This is a genomic window from Dokdonella sp., from assembly GCF_041395345.1.
Classification (GTDB): Bacteria; Pseudomonadota; Gammaproteobacteria; order Xanthomonadales; family Rhodanobacteraceae; genus Dokdonella.
The window spans coordinates 168232-182480 of the sequence record NZ_JAWLAR010000010.1; the positions used below are offsets into that span (position 1 = coordinate 168232).

Here is a 14249-nt window from a genome sequence, read left to right on the forward strand (position 1 = left end):
CGAGTGGCCATAAGAGGAGCGACCTGCAAACATTCCCGTCGCAACCTGAAGCCTAGCGCCGTCTCGTCGCGCGCGTGCCAATCAGCAGCAGACCGGCCGCGAGCAACAGGATCATCCACCGACCACCCACCGGCAACTCGACGAAACCAACCGACAACCCGGCCGTGCCGCTGGAGGCGCCATCATCGACATCGCCGGAATACGTTGCCACCAGAGTGAACTGACCCGAGAGTTGCGGTCTGAACATGCAGCTGGTGCTGTCGACTGCAAGAGCAAGCGACTGGCATTCCGCTATCGGTGCGCCGTTGATGGTTACGCTGACTGTGCCGGAAAGCGGTGCGACACCGCCGGTAACGGTGATATCGAGACGCACATCCGCATTGCGCAACACCTGGGCTGGCGTGACCAGCAATGTCGTCGTGGTCGGAACCAGATCGACCAGCAAATCCAGCGCTGCGCTTGAAGCCAGATTGTTGGCATCACCCAGGTAGTTCGCACTGAGATTGCGCGTTCCGGCCGGGGTGAAACTTGTCGAGCATTGCGCAACCCCTGCCACGAGCGGGACCGCCGTGCAGCCGGCAATCGGGTTGCCTGCGTCGAGAAAATCGACACTTCCTCCCAGGGTCACGCCCACGGCAACGGGCTGACTGACCGTTGCGCTGAGCTGCACGGGCATGCCGACGATGGCCGGGTCCGGATTCGCCGTGAGCGCCGTACTCGTGGCCGCCTGCGAAACCGTAATGATCAACGCGGCGGAGGATGGCTCGTTGTTCACGTCACCTGAATAGTTCGCCGTCAGGGTCAGCGTTCCGGCAATTGTCGAATTGAGATTGCAGCTTGCCGCTGGCAACGTGACCACACAAGTATCGCCATTGCCATCGTCGATCGTCACTGTGCCAGTCGGCGTGCCGAACCCGGTGACTTGCACAGTCACGGCGTAGGCGCTGCCGGCAACGGGTGTATTGGGCACGACAGAAACATAAGCCGTCGTGCTCGGTGCCGGATCGATCAGATAGGGCGCGTTGCCACTACTGGGCGAGTTTTGTGCATCGCCCGAGTAGCTGGCCGTGAGGGTCTTCGCACCCCCGATCGTCGAGGTCAGCACGCAGCTGGTCGCCGGAAGGGCAAAATTGCAAGTGGCCCCTGCCCCGTCATCCAGCGAGACCGTCCCGGTCGGAGTACCGAAGCCGGTGACCGACACATTGACCGTATAAGGCTGACCGACGGTTGAAGACGTTGGCGGCACGATCGAAGTGATCGTCGTGGTCGAGGCCGCTGGCGTGATCAGATACGCGGCCGTCGTGCTGCTCGGCGTGTTGTTGACATCACCGAGGTAGCCGGCAGAAATCGTCTTTGGCCCGATCGTCGTCGAAGTCAGCACGCAACTTCCGGCCGGCAGCACGACGGTGCACATGGCACCCGCGCCATCGTCGACGTTGACCGATCCAGTCGGCGGGCCAAAACCAAGCACGCTGACGTTGACGGTGTACGGCTGACCGATCGCGGCAGACCCGGCCGGCACGATACTGGTGATGCTGGTGGTCGAAGTCGCCTGGATCACGGAGTGCGGAGCCGTATCGCTGCTGCCGATAAAGCTGCCCTGGCCGACGTAGGTGGCCGTGATGGTCAGCGGGCCAAGCGCCGTACCGGCAAGCATGCAACCTGCGGCCGGCAGCGCAAACATGCAGGTACCACCCAGCCCGTCGTCGACCATGACATTGCCGGTGACGGGACCGCTGACCGAAGTAACGCTGACGTTGACCATGTAGTTCTGGCCAATCTGCGAGGGAGACGGAACGATCGAGGTGATCGTTGTCGTAGTCGCATCCAGTCCCTTGGCGCCATCGAACAAGCCGTTGATGATGCGATTGCTGTCGATGGTCGCACTGCTGAAGCTGGAGGCGCCCGTGACCAGGTCGAAACTGAGGAACGAATAGCCGCTCGAGCCCACGGCCTGCGCAACAACGGTCAGGCTGCCGGCGCTGATTGCGCCGATATCGGGGGCGATCGCGCAGCATTCGGTCAGGCTGGCACCCAGTTGCGAGAACAGTCCGGTCACGGGATCGACCAGAACGAAATCCAGGCTCGCGGCAAGCGGCGGGGCGCTCACTGTTTGCTCTATGCCATACAGCAACCCGCTGTCGGGATCGGCATTCAGTACCGTCAATGGAGCTGCTGTCGCAACGCTGGTCACGGCGCTGCCGTCGACCGGAAATCCGAACAGTGTCGGCGCACTTCCCGAACGCAGGCGGGCCGACAGATAGACCACGCCACCCGAATAGGCGACCGCGTTCGGCGTCGCCGCACAACAGTCGGTGATGCCGGCGTTGAGCACACTCAGCGCACCGCTGGTCGTGTCCACTGCAACGAGGTCGATATCGCCTGTTGCATTGGCGCGCAAGGCCAGAAGCCTGGGTGGAACCTGCTCAAAGGCTGCACCGATGATGCGCCCGGTCTGACCGAGGGTCACATCGGGCAAGGCAGCGCCCGACAACGCACTGAAGGCATGCAGTTGCCAGGCCGCAGCGGCATCGGCCGGATCCGGGCCGAACGCGTAAACGGTCTGACTGAAGGGATCGAATGCATTGGCCGCTGCACCGAGGACGCAGCACCCGGCACTTCCACCGCCAAGATTGCCGAGGCTGGCCGTGGCTGCATCGGCATCCGCAACAATGGCACTCGCGCTGGCGCGGTCATAGGTTAGCGCCGTCAGCTGCGCCTGGACGCTGGCACTCGCGAACAGGCCCAGCAGGAGCAGCGCACGACTCAGGATCGTCATGGCGTACTCCTCAGTTCTTCGCGCTGGCGATATGCTCCAGTGCCGCCTCCAGCTTCGCAATGCGCGCCTCGAGCTCCGAGATGTGCTTGTCGCGCTGCTCGATCTCTATGGTCAGGGCCTGGCTTGCGGCAAGCGCAACGCCTGCCATGTCGGCCGGTGCCACGCTGCGCTCGTCCTTGCCGAGACCAAACGCTCGATAGAAGTCCTCTGCCACCGGACCCATGTGCCGGTCGTTCGCATCCGAGATGCGGTAGTTCCAGGTAAACAGATTGAGATCGCGCAACTGTGCCAGCAGCGCCGAGCCGGCGACGGTGACCAGGTTTTCCTTGCTGTGGCGGCTGGAGAGCTGGGTAATCGTGCCGCCCACGAAAAGATTGCCGCTGTTGTCGAGGGAGAGACGGCGCTCTTCGGTGAGCGGGTCGCCATCGTCGGCCGCATCGGCCAGGATCAGACCCTCCGTAAAGCCGTTGGCCCGCCGAATGTGCAGTGCCGCGGTCGAGTTGGCGATGCCTACTCCGACATTGCCGGTCGCTTCGACATGAATGCTCGAGGTGGGCGCGCCTGGGTCTATACGAAATGGAAGGCGCGAGCTATTGGTCACGTCGCGAACAAAGAAATTGGCCTCATTGCCGGCCACGTCCCAGATCTGCGGCGAAAACCCATCACTGGCGTTCTGATCCAGCCGGAGTGTGGGCGTGTTTCCGTCGACGGCATGTAGCAGAGCGGTCGGATCTGCTGTCCCGAATCCGACAAATCCTGTGTTTTCTACCAGCACGGAGTTGGCAGGCGCTCCCGCCTCGACCTTGAAGGGCATGCGACCTGCGGTGCTGTCCTCGAACGCCAGATAGCTGTCGCCACCATTGTCCGCGTCATTGGCGACGATGCGCCAGTCATTGGTAGGAAAACTGGCACTATTGCTGGTGTCTTCAAAGTTGATGCGAAGATTGTTTTCTTTCAGGCGAATCGTATCTGCGCCGAAATTTTCGTTGTTTACGCAGTCCATGCCCACGCACTCGCTGCCCTGCACGATCAGGTCATCGGCAATGACCTGGTCGAAAGGGACCTCGCCGCTGTCACCGGGATCAACCGGAGGCTGGTCGGGGTCGACCTCCTCCAGATCGAGCAAAGCGAACTGTCCGGCCTGGACGAGCAGAATGCCGTTTTGGGTTGGCAGCGCTGGTGGCCAACCCGCTGGCAATGAATTGTCCCCGGCCTCACGCAACTGCTCGGCCTGGGCCAGCAGGCTTGCCGAAACCGCCGGCGCAAAGACCAGCTCCCATCGGTAGACGCCGTCACCGGTCAACGAAGAGGCATTGATGCTGACGGCCTGACCGGCAGCAAAACTGAACTGCTTGATACCGCGCGGGCCGCTTAACCGCAGCGTGGCCCCAGCGGCGCCTTGCGGACGCTCCCACTGATAGCCAGGCCCATTCTGGGCGGTTGCATTCTGCGCCATCGGCAGACAGAACAGAGTCATCGTGAGAGACAGCATCAGTGCACGCATATCGGATTCCCCAATCGAATCAAGCTTTCAGAAAGGGGGCACCCCCGAAGGCGACCATGAACCGCCCCTACCATCGCATGTGCTCCCCTGTCCGTGCAGAGTAGCCGTTTTGTGACGGATATCAAAGTACGGAACACACGCAAATCAGCCCCCATGCCGGCTCAGCCATGAAGGCAATCGCCACTCCGGCGAATGTTGAAGCGCGAGTCTTCGAGGCATGACAGACAGCCTGGCGCCGGTCCCACTGACCGATTCAGGCCTTTTCGCCTCGCAGGCGCATCGTCAGACCCCTCAAGAAATTGCGCAGCATCTGGTCACCACAGTTCCGATAGTGCTTGTGGCCGGGTTGGCGAAACAGTGCTGACAACTCGGGCCTGGTGACCGGGAAGTCTGCATCGGCAAAGATCTGATGCATGTCCTCGTCTTTCAATTCGAAGGCAACGCGCAGCTTCTTCAATACGACATTGTTGGTCACGCGTTTTTCCACCGGACGCGCTGGCAGTCGCTCATCGCGGCCACGGAGATGAATGATCAAGCCGTCAAGAAAGTGTGCAAGTACCACATCACTGCATTCGGTGCGGTACTCGTCGCCCTCCTTGACAAGCATCGCCTTCAGCTCATCCAGACTCAGCCGCAAATCCGGATTGGGCAGCTTGGCAATCTCGACAACCTTGCTGTCAGCAAGATCCAGCATGTAGCGAATACTGCGAAGCACGTCGTTGTTGATCATCTGCAAGCCTCTGATTGAATCTGGCGAAGAGTGAAGACCCGCCTTCGCATTGAATGGACATTCAACCGGGTCAGACTACTGATCAGGGCCCGTGCTTGCCGCAAGGGCCCGATTTCCTGAGGAGCGAGGCTCCGACAACTGGCGCCGCGAAACGCTATCTTGCCAACTCGTAGAGATATTCCACGTACGACAGCACCGCACCGTCGTAGCCCCTGACTGCAGGATTGCTGGATTCGATCAGGAAATATTCATCCGGAGCATGCGCGCCGCTGCCATGCCCCAGGCCAAAATGGCCCGAAGCCAGGCTGAGTGGCGCCTCGGTGAAGACGAAGCCCGGATAGGAGCCGGCATTGCGTGGCCACATCACCGGATCCAGCCCGGCGCCCTTCAGTACGCGCATTTGCGCCTGGATCAATTCCGAATCGGCGCGGGTGCTGGTGGGGTCGTAGCCACCACTGACATTGACTTCGATGTCGCCGAAACCGCGCTTGGCCAGATGCGCCTTCAATGCCGAGACAGCGTCCTCCATCTTCATTCCGGGAACCAGCCGCATGTCGATCTTCGCAACAGCCTTGTGCGGAAGAACGGTCTTGCCACCCGGCCCGGTATAGCCACCGAACAGCCCCTCGATGTTGACCGTAGGTTGAGAAACCAGCCGCTCGTTTGCCGCCTGCCAGTCGAGATCGTCGATCCAGTGCTTGACGCCAATCTGCTTCTTGAATGTCTCTTCGCTGCTCCTTGCAGTCGCAGCTGCAACCATCGCCCTGTCCTCGGCGCTGATCGGGGGTGCCACCGGATAGTTGTCGATCGTGATGGTATTGCCATCGTCGGAGACCAGCGTGTTGAGCGCCTTGATCAGATGCCAGCTCGGACTGTCGACCATGGCCTTCAGCGAGGAATGAATATCCTTGGCCGGACCGCGCCCCCACTTCTCGCCACTGGCAACGAGCTCGAGTTCGACTACCCCCTTGGCTCCAAGGCTGACCCTGACCTGGCCATCAAGACTCTGGCTGGCCGAGGGCATGAATACCCCGATGGTCTTGCCCAGCGCTGCCTTTACTTTCGGATTCAGGACCAGCTCGCCGATATGCGGTGATCCGATTTCCTCTTCGCCTTCAGCAACCAGGACCAGGTTGACCGGAACGCTCTCGTTCGCATCGCGAATGGCATGCAACGCAGCAAGCAAGGCCGACTGCGGTCCTTTCTGATTGACGGCGCCGCGTCCCATCATCACCTTGCCGACACCTGGCCGTTCAATGATGCGCGCTTCCAGGGGCGGCGAACTCCATTCGGCCGGATCGAACTGCTTCACGTCATACATGAAATAGAGCCCGACCGTTTTCTTCGCGCCCGCGTCGAGCGTTGCGAAAACTCCGGGCTTGCCGCTTGTCTGGATGATCTCGACCGTCTGGAATCCGGCCTCTCGGGCCAGCCTGGCCATGTAATCGGCACCCTCGCTGGAATTGAGATCCTCGGCAGCGATCGAAGGCAATGCAATCCAGTCTTGCAGGCGCTTGATCGATGCATCGTGCTGGCTGATGACAACCTTGTTGATTGCGTCGAGGGGTGGCTTGGCCGCAACCACCGGATGGCATGCGAACACGAGTGCGGCAACTGCAAGCCAATGTCCACTGAAGCAATGGCGGATTCCGGGAACCATGGTTTTCATCTATCGAATCTCCTTGAGAGCATTCATTGGCAACTTCCCGAAGTCTACGCCAAGTGACGCGCAGGATTGTCGCTTCCTCGGGGCCCTTGGCGACCTTGATCACATTGGACTCGGCCTTTCGAAACAGTCAGTATGATGTCGCCACCGAACTCGTCGAACCCGGAAACCATGCAAGCAGCCTTTCAGGCAAGTTGGAGATTGCTGACGTTGGCTGCGCTGTGTGCACTGCATCCGCTGCACGCCGCCGAGAATCCCCGTACCGCGGGACCGGATGCGAGCCAGCCCGTGCACGGCCCCTACCCCTGGAACTACCAGGGGCAACTTGTCCGCCCTGCGCGCCCGTCCTACATGGCAGGAGCCTGCAGTTCGACCACGCCAACACCGCGCGTACTTCTGGCCGGCGACAGCTGGGCCCAGTACATGTGGGACGACGATGCTCACAACGAGATATTCGACAAATTCGGTATGGCCGACCGGCGCGCCGTCAGTCGCTCGCTGGGTTCGAATCCGGGGCCTGGTCACATCGGATTCGAGTACGCCGTTTCCGGAAGCGAAGCACGTGAATGGGTCGACACGGCAAGCTATCCATGGATCGCCAACGTCAATGCAGAGCTCCAGGCATTGCCGACCATCGACACCGTCATGCTCAGTATTGGCGGCAATGACGTACTCGCCGGAAAATCCGGTGGCGGCTGGTACAAGGACATGGATCTGGACGTCGCAGGCTCCGAAGAGGCGTTCTTCACGCGCCTGCTGGACGACAGCACGACGATTGCCAATGCCATCACTTCGGCGCATCCGCAGGTCGACGTACTGCTTTCGAGCTATGAGTATCCGAACTTCAATGTCGGCTTCTGGTGTTTCGTCTATGCATGTCCCAAGCGACGCGACCTGAGCCGGGATCCGGACAACGACCTGATCACCGACGCCGAGCTCAATGGAATGATGCTCAACATCGAGTCGCGGCGAATCGCCTGGACAAACTCCGATTCACGCCTGTTCTTCGATCACGGCGTCGGCGAAATGCACTACTACTACGGAGATGGCGTCACCGCAGCCGGAATCCTGCCGCGGCCGGGACAGTCCGCACCGGACTACCTGCCATTCCCGGCCGGCAATCCGAATCGCCCGAGCCTGCGCGAGAATTTTCGCCGGCCCAATGGCATAGACGCAGATCCGATCCACCTTGACGCCGAAGCCTACCTGTACAAGGTGGCTGTACAGACAGAGAGCTACCTCTTCCCGAAATTTCGAGGCACGGTTTCGCAGACACTGGAATCATTGGGTGGCGAGCTGGATGGCTGGAGCGACGGCGTCTCGGCCGGTACGCAGGCCGTCATCATCGGCGATGACGGCACCCGACTGATTCACGGCATAGTCTCGTTCGACACCAGCGCCATTCCGCCCGGCGAAAACATCGAGTCGGCAAGCCTGTTTTTGATCCAGCAAGACCGAAGCGGCTCCAACCCGTTCGTCACCGGCAATCTTGGCGCGCCCAGGCTCGACGTCGCGGCTTCCTTCGGACTGCCGGAAGTCGAGATCAGCGATGCGACCGCTGCCGCCGAGGTGTCAGACGCCGGTTGCTTCGTCGGATCGGCCGACCAGCAATATTATGCGCTTCGGATAGATCTCAATGCCGCGGCGCTGGCTGCCATCGATCGCGACGGCATCACCCAGTTTCGGCTCGAATTCAGCAGCATTGACGCGGGGGTCAATCGCGTCGAGTTCAATGACGGCGATGCCACTGCACCGGCAACGGCGGAGCAACGCCCCACCCTGCATTGGCAGGAATCCATCCGCGAAGATGGCAGCGTCGATGTCCATCAGGTACACGGCAGCGCCATCGTCCACCGCGGCCTTGTTGAAGTACTCGGCAACGCAAAGCCCATCCTGGATATTCGCTACAACGACATCCTCTTCCAGGACGGCTTCGACGATTGAACCTCTGGATGGCCGAAATCCCCAAGCGAGATTCGGCTATCAGGGTGACCCGCGACCAGCCCGGATCTACTCGACAACGGTTGGCGCCGACACCGGCAGCGCCGGGATGGCCAGGCTGCGGTCTTCGTCGCCGGTAGCGCCGGTGAGCATGGTTGTCGGCAAATGACCGACATCGCCCACCGAAATGACCTTGAAGCGGCCATCAGCCTCGACACGAATGCGTGTGATGCTGGCATGCCCCACCGACATCTCCAGCCAGGCGTCGGTGTCGACACCGAGCGCACGCGTGACCAGATAGCGCGTCACGTTGCCGTGGCAGACGAAGAGTTCAGTCCGCTCTGCACCCGAAGCCGGCTTGAAGTACGTGGCAAACAGTCGATCGAGCTGCGCCTTGCAGGCCGCAAACTCTTCCGGCTTGCCATCGGCCATGATCTCGGCACGCCGGGTCGGGGGCGTGCACTCGGCAAGGTCATCGACAATCGTGAACTTGCGCCCCGGAAACGTCTCCGAAATGCTGGCCGCCGTATCCATGGCCCGCTGCATCGGGCTGGAATAGAGTGCGTCGAAGTGGTCTGCCATGCCCGGCAGACGTCCGCCGACCAATCGAGCCTGCGCGACACCCAGCGCCGACAGACCCGGTCCCAGCTTCTCATCGGCTGCGGGATCCGGCGAGTAGTGTCCGTGTCGGACCACGAAGATCGTTCGTGCGGCGGCAGCAGGGGCGTTCTCGGCCAGAACGGGGGCGGAGACGAAGAGTAGCAACGAGAAAAATAGTGATCTGTTCATTGGCCCAGTATCACCCAAGCGACGGCAAATTGCCCGACGCCAGGCCTCGATAGGCATAATCGAAAGGGCTGTGATCTAATCGAGTCACCCTCCGCGGAGATCGCCGATGCGCCTCATGCTGGCTTGCGTCCTGATTGCGCTGCTGCTCTCGACCCGTGTGGCTCCTGCCATCGACACGATTGCCCCGGCCACGGCAGAGCCTGTCGAACAGGACGCGCCCGCCGACCTGCCGCCCGAGCCTGTGCGCGCCATCGATACCCTTGATCTGGCGGCATATGTCGACGGGCTGGTCGATGCCGCCATGCAAAGCGATCATCTCGCCGGCGTGACCGTCGCAATCGTTGATCGGCAGGGCCCCTTGTTGCTGCGCGGCTACGGAATTGCCGCGCAGTCGCCGCGAAAAGGGGTTGATCCGAAATCGTCCTTGTTCCGGATCGGCTCGATTTCCAAGACATTCACCTACCTGCTCGCCCTGCAAATGGTCGATGACGGGCGTCTCGAGATCAATGCACCGGTCAACAACTACCTGCCACCGGACCTGCAACTGCCTGATGACGGACTCGCACCGGTGCTGGTGCGTCACTTGTTTACCCACACTGCCGGCTATGAAGACTCGGCGATGGGTCACCTGTTCGTGAAGAACCCCGAGGATGTGTCGAGTCTCCAGGAATACGTGCGTCTGCACCGACCCGCCCGCGTTCGCCAGCCTGGAACCCATGCGGTCTATTCAAACTACTCGCTGGCCCTGCTCGGCGTCATCCTGGAGCAGGTATCCGGCAAGAGTTTCGAAACCCTCGTCGAGTCTCGACTGCTGCAGCCAACAGGCATGCAGCACACCACCTTTCGCGAGCCGCTGGGCAAGGATGATCCACGCAATGCAGGAACCGCCTTCGAAGGACTCTGGTCGGAGGGCTTCAAACGCGGCGGGGGTGGCTACAGCGCACAGACATTCGAACACATCGCGCACATTGCGCCGGTGGGTGGCGCGTCCAGCACGGCCAGCGACATGGGCCGCTACATGCGCATGCTGCTCGATGCTGGAAGCATCGATGGCGCACAAATACTCGCACCGTCCGTGCTGGAGCGCATCTACTCCACGCCTCAGTTCCGCAATGCGCCCGAGGTCACCGGATTCTCCTGGGGATTCTTTGCCAGCAGAATCGGCAGCCTCGACCTCTATGGACACGGTGGCGCAACACTCTGGTTTCACTCCTCGATGCAGCTGATTCCGGAACTGGGCCTCGGCGTTTTCATCTCCACCAATACCGAAACCGGTCGCCGCTTCGCTGGCGAGTTTCCCGGGCTTGTTCTGCAGCGCTATTTTCCCGAGGCGAGAAGCGAGCCTCCGACCACCGCGCCGGAAACCCTCGATGCCAGCCGGTTCATCGGCAGCTACAACAGTGAGCGCAGCAATTACAGCAGCATTGAAAAACTGTTCCTGTCCTCGACGCTGCAAGTTGCAGCGGCGCCGGACGGCGCACTGGTCATTTCAGGCGAAGGAAGCACGTCACGCTACGTTCCGGATGGCGACCTGAGTTTTCGCGAAGCCGAGGGACCGGGATACATCACCTTCCTTGTCGATGCCGACAATCGAATCGTGGGGTTTGCCAATGCCAAGGGGCACGTCGTCTACGACCGCGTTCGCCCGTGGGACGTGCTCCCTACCGCGGTGAATGTGCTGGGCGTGATTGGCATCATTGCCCTATTCGTACTCACCGGGGCATGGCTGCGCCGGAAGCGCAGGATCCGCGATCAGCCCCGCGCACGCTTCAGCGCACGCTGGCTGTATTTCACGGCGTTCCTCTGGATCGTCATCCTCGGCGCCGGACTCACCCTGATAGAGGCCGACAATACCGAGCTCTTCTACGATTTCCCGAGCCCCATTGTCCGCTTCATCGCCTGGGCAGCCGTGCCTGTCATTCTGGCCAGTCTCATCAGCGTGTACCTGCTTGGATCGGCATGGAAGGCCAAGGATTGGGGCTTCTGGCGCAAGCTGCGCCATACACTGGCCGTCCTCGCTTTTTCAATCGGAGCATTCCTGCTCTGGAACTGGAATCTGCTGCCATGGAAACTGTGATGCACAACTCAACTGCCCGTCTTCTGCTTGCCGCGATCCTGCTCGCATTTCCGCTTGCAGGCTGCAACAAGTCCGATCCGGCAGCGGAAACTGCGACGTCCAGTCCGGCAGTCCGGTACGACATCGTGATCCGCAATGGTCGGGTCTTTGACGGGTCCGGCGCACCCGCACAGGATCTGGACGTGGCCATTCTGGATGGCCGAATCGCCGCCCTGCTCCCGCGTGCCAGCAAGGTCGAGACCTACAGGGAGATCGACGCACAGGGACAAGCGGTCGCGCCAGGCTTCATCAACGTCCTGAGCTGGGCGGTTGACAGCCTGATCGCCGACGGCAGGGGCCTCAGCGATACCCGACAGGGGGTGACCACCGAAATTTTCGGTGAAGGCTGGTCGATGGGCCCGCTCAGCGAAGCCATGAAAGTGGACGCGGTCAAGCAGCAGGGCGACATCAAGTACGAGATCGAATGGACCACGCTCGGCGAGTACCTCGACTACCTCCAGGCTCGCGGCGTCACACCCAACGTGGCTTCATTCGTCGGCGCCACCACGGTTCGCATCAACGTGCTGGGCGAAGACAACGTCGATCCCGACGACGCCCAGCTACATCAAATGCAGGATCTCGTGCGCGCGGCCATGGCCGAAGGCGCGCTCGGTGTCGGCGCCTCCCTGATTTATCCGCCCGCTTTCTTCGCCGAAACACCCGAGCTCATCGCGCTAGCATCTGCTGCCGCTGAAACGGGCGGCGGCTATGTCGCCCATATGCGCAGCGAGGCCAATCAACTTGCGCAGGCCCTGGACGAAACGATTGCCATCGCGACGGCAACCGGCAAACACACGGAGGCCTATCACCTGAAGGCAGCCGGAGAAGGCAATTGGCCGAAGATGGCCGAGGCTATCGACAAGATCAACAGCGCGCGCGCCGATGGCGTCGACATTGCAGCAAACATGTATGCGTACACGGCTGGAGCGACCGGCCTGACCGCGGCCTTGCCGCCCTGGGTCCAGGCCGGTGGCCACGAGGCGATGATCGCACGCCTGAAGGACCCGGCCGTGCGCGAGAAAGTCATCAAGGAGATCGGCCAGCCCAGCGACGAGTGGGAAAACCTGCGCCTTCTCGCCGGCGACGACTCGCGCGTGCTCTTCATCGGCTTTCGCAGCGAAGCGATGAAACCGCTGATCGGCAAGACCCTGGCCGAGGTCAGCAGCGAGCGCGGCAGCAGCGCGGAAGACACCATCATCGACCTGATCATCGAGGATGACTCGCACGTCGACACCGCCTACTTCCTGATGAGCGAGGACAACGTAGAACTGGGATTGTCCCAACCCTGGACAACACTCGGATCCGACGCCGAATCCTCTGCGCCCGAAGGCATATTCCTCAAATCAAGCACCCATCCGCGCGCTTACGGCAATTTCGCGCGCTTTCTCGGCCACTATGTGCGCGACAGGAAGCTCATGTCGCTGGAACAGGGTATCCATCGCCTGACCGGCATGCCGGCAGCGAACTGGAAGCTGCGTGACCGTGGCTGTCTTGCCGAGGGCTGCTACGCCGACATCGTGATTTTCGATCCCGACACGATCATGGATCACTCCACCTATGAAAAGCCGATGCAACTCGCGACCGGCGTCAGCGATGTGTTCGTCAACGGCGTGCAGGTACTTGAAAATGGAAAGCACACGGGTGCCAAGCCCGGACAGGTCATACGCGGTCCGGGCTGGACGGGCTGGAATACAGCTTCCGAGTAGGCGACGAGTGTGCGCTGCCTTGAATGAGAACTGTCGAGAGACCTATTGACCTTGTTGCATAGAATCCTGATAGGCGTGCTTGTATTCGCCGCATCCCCTGGCCAGCTGCTGGCACACGAGTCTGCTGCCCACGCCCACTACGTCGGCAATGAAGGCGTACTGGTTGAACGTGGCGCCACAAAGGTGATCTTCGACGCGTTCTACGCGGACAGCTACGGCCAGTACACGCTCGTTCCGGATTCGATCCGTGCCGCGCTGCTTGCGGGCACGCCACCGTATGACGGCATTGATGCAGTCTTTGTCTCGCATGTCCACGGCGATCACTTCACAGCCGCCCCGGCAGTCGCCTTCATGCGTGCGCACGAGAAGATTCCGATGTATGCATCACGCCAGACCTACGAGGCCATCGTTGCAGAGGTCGGCGACAGCGACTCTCTGCTCAAGCGCATTATTGTCGCAGACATCGCGCCGGGCGACTCGGCCAGGAGCTACAAGCTCAAGGATCTGCAGATCGAAGTCGTCTCGATTCCCCATGCTGGCGGGCCCTCACGTGCCGACATTCAGAATCTTTCTTGGCGGGTCACCCTCGACGACAAGACCACAGTTGTCCACTTCGGTGATGCAGGGCCGGTGGAGGCTGATTTCCAGCGCCACGCCGTGCATTTCGCCAAGCGTCGCGCGGCCGCCGCATTCCCACCCTACTGGTTTCTCGGCAACGAAGCCGGGAAAGCGATCATCGCGCGCTATTTCAATGCCGATCAGGTCATCGGAATCCACGTACCGGCCTCGGCCACCGGTCACGGCGACGAACTGCGAAAGCAATTGGGAGGCGACGTATTCACGGATCCTGGCGAAATCAGACAGCTCGATACGAATCATCCAGCGGGCGCAAATCGTTCAGACTGAATCGTGGAAGCCGCGCAAGAAAATCGACGGATTGCCTTGGTCAGGTTGACTCTCAACGGACCCCGGCTCGCGCGTCCTGCGATTGTTCGCTGCAACGAAATCGACCCTCAAT

General features: G+C 61.1%; 9 protein-coding genes. 4 read left to right on the forward strand and 5 right to left on the reverse strand.

Annotated elements, in window-relative coordinates:
• Positions 1-52: 52 nt before the first annotated feature.
• From R3F00_RS10955 to R3F00_RS10970, 4 genes are all read right to left on the reverse strand, one after another.
• A complete protein-coding gene (locus R3F00_RS10955) occupies positions 53-2779 on the reverse strand; it encodes an Ig-like domain repeat protein (protein ID WP_371281820.1) in 2727 nt (908 codons plus the stop codon).
• A gap of 10 nt (positions 2780-2789) precedes the next feature.
• The gene (locus R3F00_RS10960; protein WP_371281821.1) at positions 2790-4283 is read right to left on the reverse strand and encodes a tail fiber domain-containing protein; all 1494 of its coding nucleotides are present in this window, start codon (positions 4281-4283) and stop codon (positions 2790-2792) included.
• Between the two features lie 253 nt (positions 4284-4536).
• Positions 4537-5013, reverse strand: a complete 477-nt coding sequence (locus R3F00_RS10965; RefSeq protein ID WP_371281822.1) for a DUF1456 family protein — start codon at positions 5011-5013, stop codon at positions 4537-4539.
• A gap of 154 nt (positions 5014-5167) precedes the next feature.
• Entirely contained in the window at positions 5168-6682 is a 1515-nt protein-coding gene (locus R3F00_RS10970; RefSeq protein WP_371281823.1) for a M20/M25/M40 family metallo-hydrolase, read from the reverse strand.
• Positions 6683-6889: 207 nt separating this feature from the next.
• Between R3F00_RS10970 and R3F00_RS10975 the strand changes: the two genes are divergently transcribed.
• A complete protein-coding gene (locus R3F00_RS10975) occupies positions 6890-8623 on the forward strand; it encodes a hypothetical protein (RefSeq protein ID WP_371281824.1) in 1734 nt (577 codons plus the stop codon).
• Positions 8624-8689: 66 nt separating this feature from the next.
• Here the strand turns inward: R3F00_RS10975 and R3F00_RS10980 are convergent, their stop codons facing one another.
• The gene (locus R3F00_RS10980) at positions 8690-9409 is read right to left on the reverse strand and encodes a histidine phosphatase family protein (RefSeq protein WP_371281825.1); all 720 of its coding nucleotides are present in this window, start codon (positions 9407-9409) and stop codon (positions 8690-8692) included.
• A gap of 106 nt (positions 9410-9515) precedes the next feature.
• Between R3F00_RS10980 and R3F00_RS10985 the strand changes: the two genes are divergently transcribed.
• Genes R3F00_RS10985 through R3F00_RS10995 form a run of 3 tightly spaced genes read left to right on the forward strand, consistent with a single transcriptional unit; the run spans position 9516 to position 14137 of the window.
• Positions 9516-11486: a serine hydrolase gene (locus tag R3F00_RS10985; RefSeq protein ID WP_371281826.1), complete on the forward strand. Its 1971-nt coding sequence runs from the start codon at positions 9516-9518 to the stop codon at positions 11484-11486.
• On the forward strand, positions 11486-13231 hold the full coding sequence (locus R3F00_RS10990) for an amidohydrolase family protein (RefSeq protein ID WP_371281827.1): 1746 nt from the start codon (positions 11486-11488) through the stop codon (positions 13229-13231). The genes R3F00_RS10985 and R3F00_RS10990 overlap by 1 nt, the downstream gene beginning before the upstream one ends.
• A gap of 51 nt (positions 13232-13282) precedes the next feature.
• On the forward strand, positions 13283-14137 hold the full coding sequence (locus R3F00_RS10995) for an MBL fold metallo-hydrolase (protein ID WP_371281828.1): 855 nt from the start codon (positions 13283-13285) through the stop codon (positions 14135-14137).
• The last annotated feature ends 112 nt before the right edge of the window (positions 14138-14249 follow it).